We start from the raw sequence: 21,515 nt of genomic DNA on the forward strand, positions 1-21,515 counted from the left end.
GTATCAGGCGATTTGCCGTTCCTGTAGGCGGCCAGCCAACAGCACGAGTACCGCATCGATCACCCTTGGGTCGGCCAGCACTTTCTGATGCCCGCCGGCCTCCAGACGCAACAGACGGCTGTCGAACCACGCCTCATGGATGGCTTGCGACGCCTTGACCGGCACGAAGGTGTCGTCTTCGGCATGCACGATCAGGCCGGGGATATTCATCTGGTAGTGAGCCACATCCAGATGCTTGAGCGGCATGCCGAACGTCAGTTCCACCTCCCGGATAAACGCCGCCCGCGCCCGCGCCGGCAAACCGACCATGTGGGTGAAGCCGCGCAGCACATCCAGAAAACGCGACGGCGCGGCAATACTCACCAACGCCTCGGTACGCAGCCCCAGTTGCACCGCCAGCATCGCACTGGCGCCGCCCATGGAATGGCCGATTACCGCGTGCAGCGGCGGCAACTCGGCAGCGGCCTCGAGCATGGCGCGGGCAAACAACAGCACATGGGCTTCACGCCCCGGTGAACGGCCGTGGGCGGGACCATCGAGGGCAATCACTGAATAACCGTTGTCCACCAACGCAGTGATCAAGCTGGCGAACTGCGTGGGCCGACCTTCCCAGCCGTGCATCAACAACACCGCAGGGCCCTGGCCCCAGCGCAGGGCGGATAAGCCAAAGCGCAGAGTAATGCGCTCCGACTGCGCCAACAGCGGCAGCTCCCAGGCTCGTGGCGGCAGATCACGCGGCGTCATGAACACACGTCGCATCCTGTTGGCCACGGTTTGCGGCGCCAGATGCCCCAGGGTGCCGTTGAAGCGACGAAGCCAGGTTAACGTGGCCATCATCCAGCCCTCCCCTAGCGTACGGCCGACTTGGCGGCACGCAGCACACGGTCAGACAACTCACCCGGGCCAAGGGCACGGGCCAAAGCCAGGCCGCCGATCATCAGCGCCATGTCCGCCAGGGCTTTGTCAGTGTCCTCAGGGCTGGCGGCCAACTGCGCAGCCATCAGTTCACAGTGCTCACTCAGGGCCTGGCGGAATTCATCGGGCAGGCGGCTCATCTCGCCCACCGTCGCCGGGATCGGGCAGGCCTGGGTGGTGGAGTCGCGGTGCTTGCGTGACAGATAAAAGGCCGCCACCAGTGCCCTGCGCTCCTCACCGGTCAGCTGCGAATCAATGTCGTCAATGGACGCACGACGCTTGGCCAACAGCTGGGTGAACGCCTCGAGCATCAAGGCGTCCTTGCTTTCAAAGTGCGCATAGAAACCACCGACCGTCAGCCCCGCCGCCCCCATGACTTCGCCCACGCTCGGCTCAGCCGGGCCACGCTGGATCAATGCTGCACTGGCAGCCTGCAAAATACGCTCGCGGGTCTGGGCTTTTTTATCGCTCATACTTGCCTCCGTCTCTCATGGGTTGAATATTATTACCATAATAATATTTGGCAAGCGACCGGCATGACCATTGGTCAGTACACAGGGATGGGATCAGGGAGAGGATTGGCCAAACGCCAGACAAACAAAAGGGCCATTCAATAATTGAATGACCCTTAAAAATCCCGCAGAGCGGGTAATCGTGGCGTCCCCTAGGGGACTCGAACCCCTGTTACCGCCGTGAAAGGGCGGTGTCCTAGGCCACTAGACGAAGGGGACACAAACCTTCTGTACATAGATCAGGGCTGAGTCCTGATCGATTCAAGGCCGGTGTGGCCAAACCTTGAACCTGTAAATTGGTGGAGCTAAACGGGATCGAACCGTTGACCTCTTGCATGCCATGCAAGCGCTCTCCCAGCTGAGCTATAGCCCCGGATTTTTCGCCTCGCGGCGCAGCAGACCTTGCGAGCTGCTTGTTGAAACTGGCGTCCCCTAGGGGACTCGAACCCCTGTTACCGCCGTGAAAGGGCGGTGTCCTAGGCCACTAGACGAAGGGGACAAAACCTTCTGTACAACTGATCAGGGCTGAGACCTGATCGATTCAAGGACGGTGTGGCCAGACCTTGAACCTGTAGATTGGTGGAGCTAAACGGGATCGAACCGTTGACCTCTTGCATGCCATGCAAGCGCTCTCCCAGCTGAGCTATAGCCCCTCATCGGTGAGGACGGGGCGAATCTTAATGGCGGTTTGGAAAGGTGTCAAATTTATTTTCAACATTTTCCAAAATTTTTTGCCGGGATAACAATCACTTACCGACAAAACCCCGGAAAACCGGGGTTTTGTCACTGCAGCGGCCTGATTACACGATGGCGCCCAGCAGTTTTTCCCATTCCTTGTTTTCTTTCTTCGACACACCACCAAGCAAATCAAGGGCTTGGCGCAGACGGAAACGAGTCAGGTCCGGCCCAAGGATTTCCATCGCATCGAGCACCGACACCGAACTGGCCTGCCCGGTGATCGCGGCAAACATCAGGGGCATGGCGTCGCGCAGTTTCAGCTCTAGGGATTCCACCACCGCCTGGATCGTCGCAGTGATTGCGTCCTTCTCCCACTGGCGCAGGCTTTCGAGCTTCCACAGGATCAACTGCATCAGTTGGCGAACCTGGTCAGCCGAAAGCTTCTTCGATTCAAACAGCCTGGCATCCGGGTTCACACCACCGGCAAAGAAGAAACTGGCCAACGGTGCGACCTGGCTGAAGGTCTCTACCCTGCCCTGCACCAATGGCGCGATCTTCATCATGTACTCAGGGTTCAACGCCCACTGCTGCACACGGCTGGCGAACTCTTCCACCGGCAGGTCACGCAGCCACTGGCCATTGAGCCACGACAGCTTCTCGATATCGAAGATCGGCCCGCCCAAGGACACGCGGGACAGGTCGAAGTTATCGACCATTTCCTGCAGCGAGAACTTCTCACGCTCGTCCGGCATCGACCAGCCCATGCGGCCCAGGTAGTTGAGCATCGCCTCAGGCATAAAGCCCATGCGCTCATAGAAGGTTACCGACGTCGGGTTCTTGCGCTTGGACAGCTTGCTCTTGTCCGGGTTACGCAGCAGCGGCATGTAGCACAGCTGCGGTTGTTCCCAGCCAAAGTACTCGTAGAGCAGGATCAGCTTCGGCGCCGACGGCAGCCACTCTTCGCCACGCAGTACGTGGGTGATGCCCATCAAGTGATCGTCGACCACGTTGGCCAGGAAGTACGTCGGCAGGCCGTCGGTCTTCATCAGCACTTGCATGTCCATGCGGTCCCACGGGATCTCGACGTCGCCGCGCAGCATGTCCGGCACCACGCACACGCCTTCGCTCGGCACTTTCATACGAATGACGTGAGGCTCACCGGCGGCCAGGCGCGCAGCCACTTCTTCCTTGGACAACAGCAATGCACGGCCATCGTAGCGCGGGGTTTCGCCACGGGCCTGTTGCTCGGCGCGCATCTGGTCCAGTTCTTCGGCGGTGCAGAAGCACGGGAAGGCGTGGCCCATGTCGACCAGTTGCTGGGTGTACTGCTTGTAGATGTCGCTGCGCTCGCTCTGGCGATACGGGCCGTGGGGCCCGCCGACGTCCGGACCTTCCGCCCAGGTAATGCCCAGCCAGCGCAAGGCGTCGAAAATCTGCTGCTCGGACTCACGGGTGGAACGCAGTTGGTCGGTGTCTTCGATCCGCAGGATGAACTCACCGCCATGCTGCTTGGCAAAGCAGTAGTTGAACAAGGCGATGTAGGCAGTACCGACGTGGGGATCCCCAGTAGGCGATGGCGCAATGCGCGTGCGGACGGTGGTCATGGCAGGTCTCGAATGGGCGATAAAACTGAAAATTGAAGCAAGGGGCGAATGGTAACAGCCTGGGGGATTTCTGGAAAACCGCGGCGTGGCCATCGGGGGCAAGCCCCTCCCACATTTGACTGTATTCACAAATCAACATGTGGGAGGGGCGGTGCGACGATTCGACTTGCCCCCGATGAGGCCAGTAAAGCCAGCGCAAATCAGACCGTCAGCAACCGCTCACGCAACTTGCCAATCTCATCGCGCGTCTGTGCCGCCGCCTCGAACTCAAGATCGCGCGCCAACTGGTACATCTTCTCTTCCAACTGGCGGATGCGCTTGGTGATCTCACTCGGCGAGCGCAGTTCGTTCTCGTACTTGGCGCTCTCTTCGGCAGCCTTGGCCATGCCCTTGCGCTTCTTGCTGCGCGAGCCGGGCACGGTGGCGCCTTCCATGATGTCGGCAACGTCCTTGAACACGCCTTTGGGGATGATGCCGTTTTCCAGGTTGAACGCGATCTGCTTGTCGCGACGCCGCTGGGTCTCGCCAATCGCCCGCTCCATAGAGCCGGTGATGCGGTCCGCGTAGAGAATCGCCCGGCCATTGAGGTTACGCGCCGCCCGGCCGATGGTCTGGATCAGCGAGCGTTCGGAGCGCAGGAAGCCCTCCTTGTCCGCATCCAGAATCGCCACCAGCGACACTTCCGGCATGTCCAGGCCTTCGCGCAGCAGGTTGATCCCCACCAGCACATCGAAGGTACCCAGGCGCAGGTCGCGGATGATCTCCACGCGCTCCACGGTGTCGATGTCCGAGTGCAGGTAGCGCACGCGCACACCGTGGTCGGCCAGGTAGTCGGTCAAGTCTTCGGACATGCGCTTGGTCAGGGTGGTGACCAGTACGCGCTCTTCGAGGGCGACACGTTTGTTGATCTCCGAGAGCAAGTCATCGACCTGGGTCAGCGCCGGGCGGATTTCGATTTCCGGGTCCACCAGGCCAGTCGGACGCACCAGTTGCTCGATCACGCGGCCAGCATGCTCGGCTTCATAGTTACCGGGCGTGGCGGACACAAAGATGGTCTGCGGGCTGATGGCCTCCCACTCGTCGAAGCGCATCGGCCGGTTATCCAGCGCCGATGGCAGGCGGAAACCGTATTCCACCAGGGTCTCTTTACGCGAACGGTCGCCCTTATACATCGCGCCCACCTGCGGCACGCTGACGTGGGACTCGTCGATCACCAGCAAGGCGTCTGGCGGCAGGTAATCGTAGAGGGTTGGCGGCGGCGCACCGGACTCGCGACCCGAAAGGTAGCGCGAGTAGTTTTCGATGCCGTTGCAGTAGCCCAGCTCCAGGATCATCTCCAGGTCAAAGCGGGTGCGCTGCTCCAGGCGCTGGGCTTCCACCAGTTTGTTGTTGGAACGCAGGTATTCCAGGCGCTCGGCCAGCTCGACCTTGATACCCTCGATGGCGCCCATCAGGGTTTCCCGGGGGGTCACGTAGTGGCTTTTCGGGTAGAAAGTGAAGCGTGGCAACTTGCGGATCACTTCGCCGGTCAACGGATCGAAGGCCGACAGGCTTTCGACTTCATCGTCGAACAGTTCGATGCGAATCGCTTCCAGGTCGGATTCCGCCGGGTAGATGTCGATCACATCGCCGCGCACCCGGAAGGTGGCGCGGGCGAAGTCCATGTCATTGCGGGTGTACTGCAGGCTCGCCAGGCGCCGCAGCAGTTCGCGCTGGTCGAGTTTGTCGCCACGGTCGACGTGCAGCACCATCTTCAGATAGGTTTCCGGGCTGCCCAGGCCGTAGATGCACGACACCGTGGTGACGATGATCGCGTCCTTGCGCTCCAGCAAAGCCTTGGTCGCCGACAGCCGCATCTGCTCGATATGGTCGTTGATCGATGCATCCTTCTCGATAAAGGTATCGGAGGACGGCACGTAGGCTTCGGGCTGGTAGTAGTCGTAGTAGGAAACGAAGTACTCCACCGCGTTGTTCGGGAAGAACGCCTTGAACTCGCCATACAGCTGCGCGGCCAAGGTCTTGTTCGGCGCCAGCACCAGGGTCGGGCGGTTGATCTGGGCGATGACGTTGGCGATGCTGAAGGTCTTGCCTGAACCGGTCACCCCAAGCAGCGTCTGATGGGACAGACCGGCCTCGATGCCTTCGACCATCAGGCGAATGGCTTCCGGTTGATCGCCGGCGGGTTCAAAACGGGTGACGAGCTGGAAATCCGACATAACGTACCTCGTGTAGTCACCCCAGACTCAACACCGCCAGGGACGAAATAGCTCAGCAACCCGCGATTAATCATCGCCGGTTGCAGGAAAAAACCATGATAGCTGTAGAAGTGGAGACGAATGTGATGGGTTTCAAGGCTATCGTCCTACATGACCTTTGCCTTCAATGTTGCAATAAGACTAACGGTCAACAAATAAACCGAAAAACATGGCCGAAAAGCCGTTTCGGTTGTCGCCCTAAGCGGTGATGGCCTCTATACTAGCTCCCCGTTTGTGCACCGCTCTAGTGCATTCGGCTGGAGCGCGACACGTCCCTCCCTTCCCCCATAGAGCTGCCGCAAAAATGAGCCTGTTTTCCGCTGTCGAAATGGCACCACGCGATCCAATCCTGGGCCTCAACGAAGCATTCAACGCCGACACACGAACCACCAAGGTCAATCTTGGCGTGGGCGTTTACTGCAACGAGGAGGGGAAAATTCCACTCTTGCGTGCCGTTGCCGAAGCGGAAGCCATTCGCGTGGCGCAACACGCCGCCCGAGGCTACTTGCCGATCGACGGCATCGTGGCCTACGACCAGGCGGTGCAAAAGCTGTTGTTCGGCGCTGAATCCCCCCTGCTCAGCGCTGGCCGCGTGATCACCGCCCAAGCGGTAGGCGGCACTGGCGCGCTGAAAATCGGCGCAGACTTTCTCAAGCAATTGCTGCCCAATGCCGTGGTCGCCATCAGCGACCCGAGCTGGGAAAACCACCAGGCGCTGTTCGAAAAAGCCGGTTTCCCGGTGCAGACCTACCGCTACTACGACGCTGCCACCCACGACGTCAACCGTGCCGGCCTGCTCGAAGACCTCAACGCCCTGCCGCCACAGTCCATCGTGGTGCTGCACGCCTGCTGCCACAACCCGACCGGCGTCGACCTGAGCCCGGCCGACTGGCAAAACGTGCTGGAGGTGGTCAAGGCCAAGAACCTGGTGCCGTTCCTCGACATGGCCTACCAGGGCTTCGGCGATGGCATCCACGAAGACGCCGCTGCCGTACGTCTGTTCGCTGAATCGGGCCTGACTTTCTTTGTGTCCAGCTCGTTCTCCAAGTCGTTCTCCCTGTACGGCGAGCGCGTGGGCGCGCTGTCGATTGTCAGCGAGTCCAAGGAAGAAAGCGCGCGCATCCTGTCTCAGGTCAAGCGTGTGATCCGCACCAACTACTCCAACCCGCCGACCCACGGCGCGGCCATCGTTGCAGCTGTGCTGAACAACCCTGAACTGCGTGCCCAGTGGGAAGCCGAGCTGGCTGAAATGCGCTTGCGCATCCGCGGCATGCGCGAACAGATGGTGGCTGAGCTGGCCAAGGCGGCTCCAGGTCATGATTTCAGCTTCGTCGGTCGCCAGCGTGGGATGTTCTCCTACTCCGGCCTGACCGTTGAGCAAGTCACCCGCCTGCGCACCGAGTTTGGCATCTATGCACTGGATACCGGGCGTATCTGTGTGGCGGCGCTGAACCAGTCGAACATTGGTGCGGTCACACAAGCAATCGTTCAGGTGCTGTAAACCTGCTGGCGTTGCACAGAAGGGGAAGCCATGGCTTCCCCTTTTTTGTGTCCAGCCCCTAGACTGAACCTTGACCGCCCCTTTGCTGTGAGAGCCCTATGAGAAACGACGACCTGGACCTGCGTGCCGACCGTGACGAATTGCACGACTACGCCCCACGTGCGCCGCAAGCCAAACGCCAGAAGAGCTTGGTGCTGCAAGTGGCGCTGGGGGTGTTCCTCGGTGGTTTGGCGTTGTGGCTGGTGCAACTGGGTGCGACGGCGATCATGGCCAAATTGGCCATGGGCACCTTCCAATTCGGCGGCTGATGAAGAACAAAATGTGGGAGGGGGCTTGCTCCCGATTGCAGTGGGTCAGCTGGGCATAAGCTGACTGACCCACCGCTATCGGGAGCAAGCCCCCTCCCACATTTGATCTAGGATGCTGGCAGATTGCGTTCTTCCAGCAGTTTTACGAAACTGTTCAGGCTCTGTGACACCGTGCCCCGCCGCCAGATCAGCCAGGTATTGAGGATGCGGAATGTATCACTGAGCGGCCACACACTCACCGCCGCACACCCCGGCATACTCTCAAGCATGCTGCGCGGCATCAGCGCCAGCCCGGCCCCGGCGCTGACGCAGGCGAGCATGCCGTGGTAGGACTCGATCTCGAAGATCTTGCCCGGCATCGCGCCATCCTGTGAGAACCAGCGCTCGAAGTGGTGCCGGTACGAACAGTTGGAGCGAAACGTATAGATGTTTTCGCCAGTTACATCCTGCCCACGGGTGATCGGCGCGTGATGCAGCGGCGCAATCACCACCATCTCCTCTTCGAACACCGCCACGCCTTCCAGGGTGGAATGCAGCACTGGCCCATCGACGAAAGCCGCAGTCAGGCGCCCGGACAACACGCCTTCGATCATGGTGCCCGACGGCCCCGTGCTCAGGTCCAGCTCGACCTTGGTGTACTGCTGGTTATACGCCGCGAGCAAGGCGGGGATGCGCACCGCCGCCGTGCTCTCCAGGGAGCCCAGGGCAAACGCACCTTGGGGCTCCTCCCCCGCCACCGTAGCGCGGGCCTCTTGCACCAGGTCGAGAATACGCCGCGTATAACCGAGGAAATTCCAACCGGCCGGGGACAGGCGCAAACGGCTTTTCTCGCGGATAAACAACTCCACGCCCAGGTCCTGTTCCAATTGCTTGATGCGCGTGGTGAGGTTTGACGGCACCCGATGAATCAGCTGCGCGGCAGCGCTGATGCTGCCTTGCTCGGCAACGGCCTTGAAAATTTCCAGCTGCACCAGATCCACTTCATTCTCCAATCGTGAACGTATTGCTTAATATTATTCAGTTTCCAGAAAAGATACAGCCCCGTACGCTGGTCCCATTCCACTTATTCAGCCGGACGGTGCCATGAACGCAATGACCCACCAGACCCACGCCTTGTCGATCAACCCCGCCAACGGCGAAACAGTCGCCAGCTACGCCTATGAAACTGCGGCGCAGTTGGACGCCGCCCTCACCCGTTCGGCCAGCGCGTACCGCACTTGGCGCCGCCAGCCGGTCAGTCAGCGCGCAGAATTGCTGCTGGCCCTGGCCGCCGCCTTGCGCGGGCAAGCCGAAGCCATGGCGCAAATGATCACCCTGGAAATGGGCAAGCCCATCGCCCAGGCCCGCGCCGAGATCGAAAAATGCGCCCAACTCAACGAATGGTACGCCGCCCACGGCCCGGCCATGCTCACCCCGGAGCCGACACTGGTGGACAACGGCAGCGCCCGGATCGAATACCGCCCGCTGGGCCCGATCCTCGCGGTGATGCCGTGGAACTTCCCGGTCTGGCAGGTGCTGCGCGGCGCCGTGCCGACCTTGCTTGCCGGCAACACCTACGTGCTCAAACACGCGCCGAACGTGATGGGCAGCGCCTACCTGATCCAGCAAGCGTTGCGCACAGCCGGTTTCGCTGAAGGCGTGTTCGAAGTGATCAACGTGACCCAGGACGGCGTGTCCAGCGCCATCGCCGACCCACGCATCGCCGCCGTGACCCTCACTGGCAGCGTGCGCGCCGGTATCGCCATCGGTTCCCAGGCCGGGGCCGCGCTGAAGAAATGCGTGCTGGAACTGGGCGGCTCCGACCCACTTATCGTGCTCAACGACGCCGACCTCGACGCCGCCGTGCAAGCCGCCGTGATCGGCCGCTTCCAGAACAGCGGCCAAGTCTGCGCCGCTGCCAAGCGCCTGATCATCGAAGCCGGTGTGGTTGAAGCCTTCACCGCCAAATTCCTTGAGGCCAGTCGTGCCCTGGTGATGGGCGAGCCGACCTCGACCACTACCTATATCGGCCCCATGGCCCGCTTCGACCTGCGCGACGAACTGCACGGCCAGGTCCAGGCGACCCTGGAGGAAGGCGCGACCCTGCTGCTGGGCGGCAACAAAGTCCCAGGCGCGGGCAACTACTACGAACCGACCGTATTGGCCGACGTCACCGACCAGATGACCTCGTTCAAGCAGGAATTGTTTGGCCCCGTGGCGTCGATCATCACCGCCCGCGATGCCGAGCATGCCGTGGCCCTGGCCAATGACAGCGAGTTTGGCCTCACCGCCAGCATCTTCACCACCGACTCAGCGAAGGCCCGCGATATTGCCGACCAATTGGACACAGGCGGGATATTCGTCAACGCGTTCAGCGTGTCGGACCCTCGGGTGGCGTTTGGCGGCGTGAAGAAAAGCGGCTTCGGCCGCGAGCTGTCGCACTTCGGCGTACGCGAGTTCTGCAATGCGCAGACAGTGTGGCTGGATCGCAAATAGCCAGACAGGGGCGGCTGCGCTGGCTGCGCAGCACCCCGAGTCCTGCATCAACTGCGGATGTGCCGTCGCACACATTGCACCAACCCTTCCAGCGCCTGCGACTTCACCGGCGCGAGCACACAGACCGTGTGCTCGCGCTCGCCCTCCACCACTGTCAGGGTGTAGTGCACTCGGCCGGGGTTACCGGCTTCGGGCACGGTGCTTTGTGGCAACTGAAAAAAATCCGCAGCTTCGATCAGTTGCCGCAATTCCTGCTGGTCCGGCTCGGGTAACTTCTCCAGCTCTACCGTACGCGGCTTGGCCAGCCCCGGAAAAAACGCCGGCCCACCGCTTTCCTTGATTGAGATTCGCATGGCTGTTCCTCGCCGCCCAAGCGGCTGGTCAAACATTGATGCCCACGGCTTTCCACCCCTCCTTGACCGCTTTCTGTTCATCCTTGTTCGCGCCGTAAAGACGCCCGGCCACATCATAGGTAATACGCGCAAAACGCAGGAACCCCGAGTTCGGTCGCAACCGCGAATCGCGCAATGCGTCATACCAGATACGCCCTGCACGCTCCCAGGCGAACCCGCCAATCCGGGTCGCCACCTGATAGAACGCGTGGTTGGGAATGCCGGAATTGATATGCACCCCGCCATTGTCCTCATAAGTTTGCACAAAATCATCCATGTGCCCAGGCTGTGGGTCTTTGCCCAGCAGCTTGTCATCAAACGCAGTGCCTGGCGCTTTCATCGAGCGCAGGGCGGTGCCCTTGATCTTTTTGGTAAACAGCCCTTTGCCAATCAGCCAATCAGCCTCCTCGGCGGTTTGCTTCAACGCATACTGCTTGATCAGTGAGCCGAACACGTCGGACAGCGACTCGTTCAACGCGCCGGACTGGTTGAAGTACATCAGCTTGGCCTCATCCTCGGTAACGCCATGGGCCAACTCATGGCCAATCACGTCGAGCGCCACGGTGAAGCGATTGAACAGTTGCTGGTCACCGTCGCCGAAGACCATCTGGCTCGAATTCCAGAACGCGTTGTTATAGTCCTGGCCGAAGTGCACCGTGGCGTCCAGGGCCATGCCGGCATCGTCGATGGAGTTGCGGTCGAACACCTGGTCAAAAAAATCGAAGGTGGCGCCCAGGCCGTCATAGGCTTCGTCCACCGCGGCATCGCCACTGGCCGGTTGCCCTTCGCCGCGGATCAGCTTGCCAGGCAGGCTGTCGGTGTTTTCAGCGCTGTAGATCGAGCGCTGTTTCTCGGCTCCCATGGCCAACGCCATGCGGGCTGGGCCCTTGGCGGGTACAGCGACCATGCGCAACGAGCGGAACGTGCTGTCCTTGGCGCGAGTGCGTAATGCGACTTCCCGTTGGGCTTTATCCCCGTGGCGGGCGATCTGGTCGAGCATGTAGGGTGGGATCAGACAGAAAATCGGGTTGCGCGGCTGGCGAACACACATAAGCTGGCTCCTTTTTGGCGTGTGATGAACGTCCGGGTAGCGGTTTCAGGATAGCCCTGTGTTCGCCACCTGGGCCAAATTGTCATGAGTTTGTGTTGCAGTGGTGTTTATCCGAGGCCCATAAGGAACATGCCCATGCCCGCCCGCACAGCCAAAATCGACCTTTCCCACCGCCCCAGGCTTGCTGACCTGCGCCCATTGGTCGCGCTCAGCCCCACCCTGCTGGAAGCCAGAACCGCGACGCCGCGCGTCACCGCGGCCACGGACCTCAAAAACCGCGCTGGCTATGCCGACGACTTCCTCAACGACTTCGTGGTGCCATGGCCCACGGTTGACCAGCCACTGGCGGGCGACGTGCAACCCAAGCGCCTGGACTACACGCATTTCTCCATCACTATGTCGCGCTCCCGACGACTGGCGCTCTACGTGGGGGTGAATATCGACGGTTCAAAGCATGTGGACATCACGCGCAGCAACGACACTTGGGCCTACGATGGTCGCCTGCCCCTGGATGCGCAGGTAGGTGAAGACCTCTACGCCGGCAATGGCCTGGACCGCGGCCACCTGGTGCGGCGCCAGGACCCCAACTGGGGCGACGAGGCCAACACCGCCAACTTCGACACCTTCCACTTCACCAACTGCTCGCCGCAAATGAGCGGCTTCAACCAGAAGACCTGGCTGGAACTCGAAGACTACATTCTTGACAACACCCAACGCTGGGAAGCCCGGGCCACGGTGTTTACCGGCCCGGTATTCGCCGATGACGACCGACTTTATCGTGGGGTGAAAATCCCCAAGGCGTTCTGGAAAGTCGTGGCTTACCTCAGCGACGACGGCAAACCCTCCGCCAGCGCCTACATGATCGACCAAAGCCGTGAGCTGGGGCAGCTCGACCTGGTGTTCGGCCAGCTTCGCACCTACCAGCGCAGCGTGATCCATATCGAGCAACTGACCGGCATCCGCTTCGCCAACCTGGCCGACTATGACGGGTTCAGCAATGAAGAACGCGCCACAGGAACGCGCATCGAGGCGCTGATTCGCGGCCCCCAAGACATACGACTCTGAGCCATTCCTCTGTAGGAGCGAGCTTGCTCGCGAAGCACCTGAGCGCACCGCGGAGCATCAGGTTCCCCGCGTCATCGTTGACGACCTTCGCGAGCAAGCTCGCTCCTACAGGGCGTGATCGACTACCATACCGCCGCCGGTTCCCGTATGGGACTAACAGGGAATTCGAAACGCCGCCCGCGACGTCAATCGAAACTGCCCCCGCAACTGTAGGTGCCGAGCCTGCTCCCCACTGCCACTGGACCCTGTCCGGGAAGGCGGGAGCAAGGTGACGACGCATCAGTCAGGAGACCTGCCGGCCCAGCAAAACCACTAACCGGCGGGGTGTCCGGGAAGGACATCCTTGCCTGCCTGATCGGCAGCGTTCGAGGCTGTATTTCCGAGCCGTACCGCCCCTGCTGCACTCGGAGATCTCCCCATGCTGCCACGCGTTACCGCCCTGATCGCAGGCTTGGGTGCCTGTGCAATGGCCCAGGCCACGCCCACCCATTACCCGCTGAGCCTGGAAAACTGCGGCAGTACCCTGACCTTCCAGCACGCGCCTGCACGCAGCGTCACCATCGGCCAGGCCGCCACCGAGATGCTCTATGCCTTGGGCGTGGGCGATAAAGTGGTTGGCACTTCGCTGTGGTTCAACAACGTGTTGGCGCAGTACAAGGCACAGGACGCCACCATCGAGCGCCTGGCCAACAACGAGCCGAGCTTCGAAGCGGTGATCGCCAAGCGCCCGCAACTGGTGGCCGCCGAGCTGGAATGGGTGGTGGGGCCCCAAGGCGTGGTCGGCACCCGCGAGCAATTCCATGAGCTGCAGATCCCCACCTACCTGCTGCCCTCGGATTGCGAAGGCAAGGACAACCTGGTGGGTGCCGACGGCACGCGACTGGAGCCGTTCCGCATCGACACGATTTATAAAAGCATCCGCCAACTGGCGCAGATTTTCGACGTCCAGGATCGCGGCCAGCAGCTCAACGATGAACTGCAGGCGCGCCTGGTCAAGTCCATCGCCACCGCGCAAGGCAAAGGCTTGAAGCAAGCCAGCGCGCTGGTGTGGTTCTCCAGTGCCGAAATGGCCAGCGATCCCTATGTGGCCGGGCACAAGGGCATTCCCCAGTTCATGCTGCAAACCCTCGGCCTGCGCAATGTGGTGCAGTCCGATGAAGAATGGCCCGCCGTCGGCTGGGAAACCATCGCCAAGGCCAACCCGACGTTCCTGGTGATCGCACGCATGGATCGGCGCCGCTACCCCGCCGACGACCATGAAAAGAAACTCGCCTTCCTGCGCAGCGACCCGGTGACCCGCAACATGGACGCGGTGAAACACAACCGCATCATCATCCTCGATGCCCTGGCGTTGCAGGCCAGCCTGCGTACCTTCGATGGCCTGGAACAACTGGCCGCCGCCATCGACGGCTATGACCTGCCGAAATGATGCGTACCCTGCTCGCCCTCACACTGCTGTTGCTCGCCCTGCTCGCCGGCGTGGCCATCGGCGAAACGGCCATCTCGCCACAGGTGGTGCTCCAGGTGCTCGCCAACAAACTGTGCGCCGCGGGCTTCGTGCTCGACCCCATCGATGAAGGCGTGGTGTGGAACTATCGCCTGACCCGCGCACTGGTGGCCGCTGCCTGCGGTGCGGGGTTGGCGACCTGTGGCGTGATCCTGCAATCGTTGCTGCGTAACCCGCTGGCTGATCCTTACTTGCTCGGCATCAGCGCCGGCGCGTCGACCGGCGCGGTCCTCGTTGCCTTGATCGGCGTCGGCGGCGGGCTGGTGTCGCTGTCGGCGGGGGCGTTTGCAGGGGCGATGGCGGCGTTTGCGCTGGTGATCCTGCTGGCGCGGGCCAGTGGCTCGTCCAGCGGCACCGGGCAGATCATCCTCGCGGGCATCGCCGGCTCGCAATTGTTCAATGCCTTGACCGCGTTCCTGATCACCAAGTCGGCCAGCTCCGAGCAAGCCCGCGGCATTATGTTCTGGCTGCTGGGCAACCTCAGCGGCGTGCGTTGGCCGTCGGTGTGGCTGGCGGTGCCGGTGGCGATCGTTGGGCTGGCGGTGTGCCTGTGGCATCGTCGCGCATTGGATGCCTTTACTTTCGGCAGCGACTCGGCGGCGTCCCTGGGCATCCCGGTGCGCCGCGTGCAATTTGTGCTGGTGGCCTGCGCTGCGCTGGTGACGGCAGTGATGGTGTCCATCGTTGGCTCCATCGGTTTTGTCGGCCTGGTGATTCCCCATGCGGTGCGCCTGCTGCTGGGCACCGGGCATTCGCGGTTGCTGCCGGCGAGCGCTCTTGGTGGCGCGTTGTTCTTGATTGCGGCCGATGTGCTGTCGCGCACCTTGATCAAGGGCCAGGTGATTCCCGTAGGTGTGGTCACGGCGTTGGTGGGCGCACCGGTGTTTGCGCTGATCCTGATTGGCCGCAGGAACGCGCGATGAGTGTGCTCAGTTGCACCGGCCTGGGTTTCAAGGTGCGAGACGCTGAGTTGCTGCGCGATATTCACCTGGACGTGCAGCAAGGGGAAACCCTCGGCATCGTCGGGCCCAACGGCTCGGGCAAATCCACCCTGCTCAAATTGCTCGCTGGCTTGCGCGCCCCGGCCAGTGGTGAAGTACGCCTGGGCGCCAAGCGCGTGGGTGAGCTGTCGCGCCGCGCCATCGCGCAACAGCTGGCGGTGGTTGAACAGCAGGCCGACACCGACGATGCCATCCGCGTGTTCGACGCCGTGGCCCTGGGCCGCACGCCATGGCTGTCGGCGCTGAGCCCGTGGTCTAGCGAAGACGACGCCATCGTCCGCCAGGCCCTGCACGACGTAGACGCCACCCACCTGAGCCACCGCGCCTGGCGCAGCCTCTCCGGCGGCGAACGCCAACGCGTACACATCGCCCGCGCCCTGGCGCAAAGACCGCGGATTCTGTTGCTGGATGAGCCGACCAATCACCTGGATATCCAGCATCAACTGGCGATCTTGAAAGGCGTGCAAGGCTTGCCGGTGACCACCTTGATTGCCCTGCATGACCTGAACCAGGCACTGACCTGTGATCGCCTGGCCGTGCTGGATCGCGGGCGGTTGGTGGCATTGGGCACGCCGTTGGAAGTGCTGACGCCGGAGCGCCTGCAAGAGACCTTCGGGGTACAGGGGCATTACCTCACGGACCCGTTCGACGGCGCGCAAATCCTGCGCCTGCGCCCTACCTGACACACCTGGGACAAATGTGGGAGGGGGCTTGCTCCCGATGAGGGAGTGTCAGTGAATACACCTGGGGCTGACCCACCGCCATCGGGGGCAAGCCCCCTCCCACATTTTTGACCCAGGGGGTGTCAGCCAGGCCGCCGCCCCTGCCACATTTGATCTACAGAGACCGGTGCATATGTGTGGTCTGCCATACCGGATCAGCTTCCACATCCACCACCTCGAATCCTTGCCGGATCCAGAAATCAATCGCCCCGGGCAGAAACGGGTGGGTATGCAGGTAAACCACTTCCACCCCGTCCGCCCGCGCCCGCGCTTCCAGCAAACGGTATAACTCACCCACCAGACCGCAGCGACGCCCTACCTGACACACCTGAGCCAAATGTGGGAGGGGGCTTGCTCCCGATGAGGGAGTGTCAATGAATACACCTGGGGCTGACCCACCGCCATCGGGGTGCAAGCCCCCACATTTTTGACCCAGGGGTGTCAGCCAGGCCGCCGCCCCTGCCACATTTGATCTACAGAGACCGGTGCATATGTGTGGTCTGCCATACCGGGTCAGCTTCCACATCCACCACCTCGAATCCTTGCCGGATCCAGAAATCAATCGCCCCGGGCAGAAACGGGTGGGTATGCAGGTAAACCACTTCCACCCCGTCCGCCCGCGCCAGCGCTTCCAGCAAACGGTATAGCTCACCCGCCAGACCGCAGCGACGAAATGCCGGATGTACGTACAGGCGCACCACCTCCACTGTCTTGCAGCCTTGGTAGTTCAACTGTGCAAAGCGGCCGTCGTACGGCAGATAACCCACCGCCGCAACGACCTGGCCTTCGGCACGAGCAATCAGAAACTGCCCGTCGCCCTGCAGGTAAATGGCTTCGAACTGCGCCAGGTCATCCGGTACCCCGGTTGCGCTGAGCTTTGGGAACAGTTCATCACGCGCCTGCAACGCGAAGCTGAGCACTTCGGGCAGATCAGCCGGGGTGACGACCTGGATTTTCGGCCTCATACCACCTCGATCCGGGTAATCCCCACCACCTGCGCCTGCTCCAGGATCTCCTCCGGCGTTGCATCTGCCGCCGGCATGATCAGGCCGTTTTCCGCGTCGCCGAAATGCAACGCCAGCAGGTGCATCGCCGCCTCATGCACAGGCAATTCAGTCTGCTTGAGGTCAAACCTGTGAGTACGAGGTTCATCATTGAAGAGGTAGTTCAGGGTGTAGGCACGCATGCGGGAATCCTTGTAGGGAGAGAAGGCGCAACTGATTAACCTGACTCAGCGATCAGTTTTTTAGTTCCCACTCGATGCAGATGCTGCGTTATCCATTTGCGACTATAGGCCAACACGTTGCCTGCCATCTCCAGCGGAAAATGAATGAAACCATGGGCCGCCTCCGGCAGCAGGTGCGCTTCTGCCCCGCTCCAGCGCTCGGCGATCAGCAGCGTGTCGTCTTTGAGCGGGTCCAGCTCGCCCACGAACATCAGCGCTGGCGGCAACCCTGCAAAATCCCCGTACAACGGTGACAACGGCGGCTGCCGGCGCGCCTCGTCGGTGATGCCCGGCGTCAGCAGGCGCAGGGCCTGGACCATGCCCGGCCCGTCCAGCAACAAGGTGTCCGGCCCCGCCGTGCGCACGCTTGGCGTGCCGGTCAAGTCATAGACGCCGTAATACAACACCGCGCCGCTTACCCGCTCGAGCAACTCGGGCCATTGCTTGAGCGCCAGCAAGGTGGCCGCCGCCAAGTGACCACCGGCCGACTCGCCGACCACGAACACCGGCAGGTCGGCAAATTCCGGGCAATCCCCCAGGAGCCAGCGTGCAGCGACCAGGCAGTCTTCCAGCAATCCTTCTATCGGCGTGTCCACCGCCAGCCGATAATCCACCGACACCACCGCCACGCCGCAGGCGTTGACCATGCCGAGGTTGAGGTCGTCATCCATCTGCGCATTGCCGATTACCCAGCCACCGCCGTGGATATCCAGCACCACGCCTTTGGGCGTGCCGCTGGGCCGCAGGATGCGCACCGGCACCGAGCCCACCTTTTTGCGCTCTGCCACCGGCGCCTTTTTCAGCGCTTGACTGGCACGCAACAGCGCCTGGATCAAACGCGGCGTGACGCGGTTGCGGATTTTAAAGCGCGGCATCCACCCAAGCTTCTGATTGAAGCGGCGCATCTGAACCAGCTCGGACTCGCTGGCGGGCCAATGTTGGTAAGCCATCAGCGATTGTTGCGCAAGATTGAGAAGTTCAACGCCGCGGCTACACACAACCACGCAAGGTAAGGGAACAGGATCAAACCGGTGATCAGGTCCAGGCGCACGGCCAGCACCACCATCGCCGCCACGGTGAGCCACAGCAGCACGATAATCACCATCCCGGCCAGCAGTCGGTGGGCACCGAAGAACACCGGTGTCCACAAGGTATTCAGGGCAATCTGCGCCGCCCACAGCGCCAGCACCATTTCGCTGCCGGGGATCAAGGTCAAACGATAACCGGCCCAGGCCAGCAGCAGATAGATGATGGTCCATGCCACCGGGAACAGCCAATTAGGCGGCGTGAAGCTGGGCTTGACCAGGGATTCGTACCAGGCGCCGGGCTTGAAGATCACACCGGTGCTGGCGGCGGCGGCGCAGGCCAGGAGGAAGATAAAGAAGGTCATGGTCGGTCCTTGAGGTCGAGTGATATAGAAAGCAACGCTATGCTTGAGTGACTCAAACACCTGCGCATAAATTCAATGCATTCGCCAAAAAATACCCTCTCTTCTGCGCGTCATGAAAATTGGGTAGGGTCTGCAAAATGCCGGCTAAGCCTACCCTACAGCAGAGAGCCTGACCTTGGCCAAGTCCACTACCGATCATCCTGACAGCCCCTGGTCGGTGTTCCTGATCTTCCTGCGCCTGGGCCTGACCTCCTTCGGCGGGCCGATTGCGCACCTGGGCTATTTCCGCGAGGCGTTCGTCACTCGGCGGCAGTGGTTGAGCGAGCGCAGCTACGCCGAACTGGTCGCCTTGTGCCAGTTCCTCCCCGGCCCGGCCAGCAGCCAGGTCGGCATTGCCCTGGGCTTGTCCCGTGCAGGCTACGGCGGCGCCGCAGCGGCCTGGGCCGGGTTTACCTTGCCGTCGGCCATCGCCTTGATTCTCTTTGCCGTCGGCCTCTCGCGCTACGGCACCGCCATCCCTGGCGGAGTCTTGCATGGCCTCAAGGTCGTCGCCGTGGCCGTCGTCGCCCAGGCCGTATGGGGCATGGCGCGCAACCTATGCCGAGGTGCCGTGAAGCTCACGCTGATGCTGATCGCCGCATGCATCGTGCTGCTGGCGCCGTCCGCCTGGAGCCAGGTCGGGGTGATCGCCGCCGCGGGCGTGGCCGGCCTGCTGCTGTTCAAGCCCCAAACCCATACAGAGCCCGACAGCCTGCCCATCGCCATCAGCCGCCGCGCCGGGGCCATGTGGCTGGCGCTGTTCGTGGTGCTATTGGTGGGCTTGCCGATCCTGGCCGACGGGCTGCCCAACTCCACCCTCGCCCTGGTGGACGCCTTCTACCGCACCGGCGCCCTGGTGTTCGGCGGTGGCCACGTGGTGCTGCCGCTGCTGCAAGCCGAAGTGGTGCCGCCGCAGTGGGTGAGCAATGACGTATTCCTCGCCGGCTACGGCGCCACCCAAGCCGTGCCCGGCCCGCTGTTCACCTTCGCCGCCTTCCTCGGCGCCTCGATGACCCACGCCCCCAGCGGTTGGCTCGGCGGCATGATCGCCCTGCTGGCGATCTTCGCCCCGTCGTTCCTGCTGATCTGCGGTGCCTTGCCTTTCTGGGCCAGCCTGCGCACAAGCCCGCGCACCCAAGCCGCCCTGGCCGGGGTGAATGCAGCGGTGGTCGGGCTGTTGCTGGCGGCGCTGTACCGGCCGGTGTGGACCAGCGCGATTTTCAGCGGGTATGACTTTGCCCTGGCCGTGCTCGCACTGGTCGCGCTGATGGCCTGGAAGCTGCCGCCCTGGCTGGTGGTGATAGGTTGCGGCGTACTGGGCACGTTACTGGACTTGTAGGAGCGAGCTTGCTCGCGAAAATGCCAAGCCACGCCGTGCGACGATCCTGCTTATCCCTACCTTTAGTCGGATATATCTGAGGGTACTGACGCAACGGCTAGCCTTCAGCCTAGCGTAAGGGATAACGCTGAACATTCGGTCCATGAAGGGCCAGTACGCCTCGTCGTCCCGACGCTTTATCTGCTGAGGAGACGATAATGAAAATAACCTTGAAACGGTTGGCGTGCCTGGGTGCAAGCTTCACCAGCGCGCTCGCCATGGCCGATGCGGCCGGCCCGCCAGTGCTGTCACCTGCGATCCCCTTCGACGTCACCGCCAACCCTCCCTTCACCCTGGACAACCTGCAACACGATTTCGACGTGCTGTCGTGGCAGACCTTCGTCGCCCTGAACTGGCCCGCAAAGGCCGACGGCAGCGCCGACACCTCGGTGAAAATCGGCACGCCGGGGCAGACGGTTTGGGAGTCGTGGAAGGAGAGCTACGCGATTTTCCTGCCACAAGGCCAGAAGCCACTCCCCTGGGACCAGGCCACGCCGCCGCCCGCCGCCTGCCAAGGCAAAGGTAACCTGCCCGTACTGCAACAGATGGGCAAGGTCGCCGGTGTGCTCGACGAATTCATCCAGCCGTTCAAGACCGGCCCGCTGGTGGACCAGAACGGCACCTACACGCGCAACGCGATCATGGTCAACCAGCCGATGTTCGACGACATCGTCAACAAGGGTCTCTACAGCAAGGAAGGCCAGCAAGCGTTCCTGGGCAAGGCCGACAACCGCATCGCCTTCTCCTGCGGCGTGAAGGACAAGCAGGTCGGCGCGATCATGGTCAAGTCGGCCTGGAAGGTACTCGGCGGCAACGACAACCCGCAGGAATTCCATGCCGTCGACGCCTTGGTCTACACCCCCGGCAACACCGACCCGAACACGGGCGCGGTGATCCCCGAGTCGTGCAGCGCACAGAAGGTCGGGCTGGTCGGCCTGCATATCGTGCACAAGACCAAAGGTGCGCCGCAGTGGGTATGGTCGACCTTCGAGCACGTGCGCAACGTGCCGGAAAAGACCACGCCGATGAACGAGCGCAAGGGCCCCTACCTGTTCTACGACGCCCAGGCCAGCGACCGCCCGGTGAACGAGCCGCCAGCGCGCCCGTGGGACCCATCGAAGAAAGCCACGCCGTCGCAGATCGTGCGGGAAATTCCGCTCACCGCCGCAACCCACCAGCTCAACGCGCAGTGGCAAGGCGCGCTGAAGGGCACGGTGTGGGCCAACTACCAGCTGATCAGCACCCAGTGGCCAACCGCCCCCGCCGATGACTGCCAACTGCCGTCGCCAACCAACCCGCTGGGCACGCCTGCCCCGTCCTTCCTGGCCAACGCCACCCTGGAAACCTACAACCAGGGCACCACACCACAGGCCTCGTCCAGCTGCATGGAGTGCCACAACAACGCGACCACCCGGGTGACCCAGTCCCCGCGCACCAGCTTCGCCGATTTCACCTTCCTGCTTGAACGTGCCCAATCCACTGGCGCCAAGGAGTGAT

The 21,515-nt window shown here is 62.2% G+C and carries 20 protein-coding genes, 4 tRNA genes, 1 pseudogene and 1 riboswitch; of the genes and pseudogenes, 9 read left to right on the top strand and 16 right to left on the bottom strand.

Features of this window, described 5'->3' with window-relative positions:
• Positions 1–3: 3 nt before the first annotated feature.
• From QYQ93_RS19475 to uvrB, 8 genes are all read right to left on the bottom strand, one after another.
• Positions 4–834 (bottom strand): alpha/beta hydrolase, encoded by an 831-nt coding sequence (locus tag QYQ93_RS19475; protein ID WP_338477278.1) that lies wholly within the window; start codon positions 832–834, stop codon positions 4–6.
• Positions 835–848: 14 nt separating this feature from the next.
• A complete protein-coding gene (locus tag QYQ93_RS19480) occupies positions 849–1,388 on the bottom strand; it encodes a TetR/AcrR family transcriptional regulator (RefSeq protein WP_043051277.1) in 540 nt (179 codons plus the stop codon).
• 182 nt (positions 1,389–1,570) lie between these two features.
• Positions 1,571–1,646, bottom strand: a tRNA-Glu gene (locus QYQ93_RS19485).
• Positions 1,647–1,724: 78 nt separating this feature from the next.
• Positions 1,725–1,800: transfer RNA gene (locus QYQ93_RS19490), tRNA-Ala, on the bottom strand.
• A 50-nt stretch (positions 1,801–1,850) separates the two neighbouring features.
• Positions 1,851–1,926 (bottom strand) — tRNA-Glu (locus tag QYQ93_RS19495).
• A 78-nt stretch (positions 1,927–2,004) separates the two neighbouring features.
• A tRNA-Ala gene (locus tag QYQ93_RS19500) sits at positions 2,005–2,080 on the bottom strand.
• Positions 2,081–2,227: 147 nt separating this feature from the next.
• A complete protein-coding gene (gene gltX, locus QYQ93_RS19505) occupies positions 2,228–3,709 on the bottom strand; it encodes a glutamate--tRNA ligase (protein ID WP_043047515.1) in 1,482 nt (493 codons plus the stop codon).
• Between the two features lie 200 nt (positions 3,710–3,909).
• Positions 3,910–5,925, bottom strand: coding sequence for an excinuclease ABC subunit UvrB (gene uvrB / locus QYQ93_RS19510; protein ID WP_043047516.1), 2,016 nt, complete (start codon positions 5,923–5,925; stop codon positions 3,910–3,912).
• A 343-nt stretch (positions 5,926–6,268) separates the two neighbouring features.
• Here uvrB and QYQ93_RS19515 point away from each other — a divergent pair, with 343 nt between their 5' ends.
• Together QYQ93_RS19515 and QYQ93_RS19520 are read left to right on the top strand one after the other, a co-directional pair.
• Positions 6,269–7,465 carry an amino acid aminotransferase gene (locus QYQ93_RS19515; RefSeq protein ID WP_043047517.1) on the top strand — a complete coding sequence of 399 codons (1,197 nt, stop codon included), beginning with the start codon at positions 6,269–6,271 and terminating at the stop codon, positions 7,463–7,465.
• 98 nt (positions 7,466–7,563) lie between these two features.
• Positions 7,564–7,773 carry a hypothetical protein gene (locus tag QYQ93_RS19520; protein WP_043047518.1) on the top strand — a complete coding sequence of 70 codons (210 nt, stop codon included), beginning with the start codon at positions 7,564–7,566 and terminating at the stop codon, positions 7,771–7,773.
• Between the two features lie 107 nt (positions 7,774–7,880).
• Here QYQ93_RS19520 and ptrR read toward each other — a convergent pair whose 3' ends face one another.
• On the bottom strand, positions 7,881–8,753 hold the full coding sequence (gene ptrR / locus QYQ93_RS19525; RefSeq protein ID WP_043047643.1) for a putrescine utilization regulator PtrR: 873 nt from the start codon (positions 8,751–8,753) through the stop codon (positions 7,881–7,883).
• Positions 8,754–8,856: 103 nt separating this feature from the next.
• Between ptrR and QYQ93_RS19530 the strand changes: the two genes are divergently transcribed.
• Entirely contained in the window at positions 8,857–10,248 is a 1,392-nt protein-coding gene (locus tag QYQ93_RS19530; RefSeq protein ID WP_043047519.1) for an aldehyde dehydrogenase family protein, read from the top strand.
• A gap of 47 nt (positions 10,249–10,295) precedes the next feature.
• Here QYQ93_RS19530 and QYQ93_RS19535 read toward each other — a convergent pair whose 3' ends face one another.
• Positions 10,296–10,601 carry a protealysin inhibitor emfourin gene (locus QYQ93_RS19535; protein WP_043047520.1) on the bottom strand — a complete coding sequence of 102 codons (306 nt, stop codon included), beginning with the start codon at positions 10,599–10,601 and terminating at the stop codon, positions 10,296–10,298.
• A gap of 28 nt (positions 10,602–10,629) precedes the next feature.
• Complete coding sequence (locus QYQ93_RS19540) at positions 10,630–11,691, bottom strand: M4 family metallopeptidase (RefSeq protein ID WP_043047521.1); 1,062 nt, start codon at positions 11,689–11,691, stop codon at positions 10,630–10,632.
• A 135-nt stretch (positions 11,692–11,826) separates the two neighbouring features.
• Here QYQ93_RS19540 and QYQ93_RS19545 point away from each other — a divergent pair, with 135 nt between their 5' ends.
• The 4 genes from QYQ93_RS19545 (at position 11,827) to QYQ93_RS19560 (ending at position 15,947) form a co-directional block, all read left to right on the top strand.
• A complete protein-coding gene (locus tag QYQ93_RS19545; RefSeq protein ID WP_043047522.1) occupies positions 11,827–12,756 on the top strand; it encodes a DNA/RNA non-specific endonuclease in 930 nt (309 codons plus the stop codon).
• Positions 12,757–12,876: 120 nt separating this feature from the next.
• Positions 12,877–13,070, top strand: a riboswitch (cobalamin riboswitch).
• 104 nt (positions 13,071–13,174) lie between these two features.
• On the top strand, positions 13,175–14,185 hold the full coding sequence (locus tag QYQ93_RS19550) for an ABC transporter substrate-binding protein (RefSeq protein ID WP_043047523.1): 1,011 nt from the start codon (positions 13,175–13,177) through the stop codon (positions 14,183–14,185).
• Positions 14,182–15,186, top strand: coding sequence for a FecCD family ABC transporter permease (locus tag QYQ93_RS19555; RefSeq protein WP_043047524.1), 1,005 nt, complete (start codon positions 14,182–14,184; stop codon positions 15,184–15,186). The genes QYQ93_RS19550 and QYQ93_RS19555 overlap by 4 nt, the downstream gene beginning before the upstream one ends.
• A complete protein-coding gene (locus QYQ93_RS19560; protein WP_338475283.1) occupies positions 15,183–15,947 on the top strand; it encodes an ABC transporter ATP-binding protein in 765 nt (254 codons plus the stop codon). The genes QYQ93_RS19555 and QYQ93_RS19560 overlap by 4 nt, the downstream gene beginning before the upstream one ends.
• A gap of 154 nt (positions 15,948–16,101) precedes the next feature.
• On the opposite strand, the pseudogene QYQ93_RS19565 reads toward QYQ93_RS19560, so the two are convergent.
• The 5 genes and pseudogenes from QYQ93_RS19565 to tspO form a co-directional block, all read right to left on the bottom strand.
• A pseudogene (locus tag QYQ93_RS19565) lies at positions 16,102–16,299 on the bottom strand (GNAT family N-acetyltransferase); the annotation flags it as partial.
• A gap of 160 nt (positions 16,300–16,459) precedes the next feature.
• Positions 16,460–16,951: a GNAT family N-acetyltransferase gene (locus tag QYQ93_RS19570; protein WP_338475284.1), complete on the bottom strand. Its 492-nt coding sequence runs from the start codon at positions 16,949–16,951 to the stop codon at positions 16,460–16,462.
• Positions 16,948–17,172 carry a hypothetical protein gene (locus QYQ93_RS19575; protein ID WP_043047527.1) on the bottom strand — a complete coding sequence of 75 codons (225 nt, stop codon included), beginning with the start codon at positions 17,170–17,172 and terminating at the stop codon, positions 16,948–16,950. The genes QYQ93_RS19570 and QYQ93_RS19575 overlap by 4 nt, the downstream gene beginning before the upstream one ends.
• A gap of 35 nt (positions 17,173–17,207) precedes the next feature.
• Positions 17,208–18,161 (bottom strand): alpha/beta hydrolase, encoded by a 954-nt coding sequence (locus tag QYQ93_RS19580; protein WP_338475285.1) that lies wholly within the window; start codon positions 18,159–18,161, stop codon positions 17,208–17,210.
• The gene (gene tspO, locus QYQ93_RS19585; protein ID WP_338475286.1) at positions 18,161–18,601 is read right to left on the bottom strand and encodes a tryptophan-rich sensory protein TspO; all 441 of its coding nucleotides are present in this window, start codon (positions 18,599–18,601) and stop codon (positions 18,161–18,163) included. The genes QYQ93_RS19580 and tspO overlap by 1 nt, the downstream gene beginning before the upstream one ends.
• A gap of 175 nt (positions 18,602–18,776) precedes the next feature.
• On the opposite strand from tspO, the gene chrA reads away from it, so the two are divergent.
• Both chrA and QYQ93_RS19595 read left to right on the top strand, forming a co-directional pair.
• On the top strand, positions 18,777–19,979 hold the full coding sequence (gene chrA / locus QYQ93_RS19590) for a chromate efflux transporter (RefSeq protein ID WP_338475287.1): 1,203 nt from the start codon (positions 18,777–18,779) through the stop codon (positions 19,977–19,979).
• A 197-nt stretch (positions 19,980–20,176) separates the two neighbouring features.
• Complete coding sequence (locus QYQ93_RS19595) at positions 20,177–21,514, top strand: cytochrome C (RefSeq protein WP_338475288.1); 1,338 nt, start codon at positions 20,177–20,179, stop codon at positions 21,512–21,514.
• The last annotated feature ends 1 nt before the right edge of the window (position 21,515 follow it).

It is taken from the genome of Pseudomonas khavaziana (assembly GCF_036704165.1).
Taxonomy (GTDB): Bacteria; Pseudomonadota; Gammaproteobacteria; order Pseudomonadales; family Pseudomonadaceae; genus Aquipseudomonas; species Aquipseudomonas khavaziana.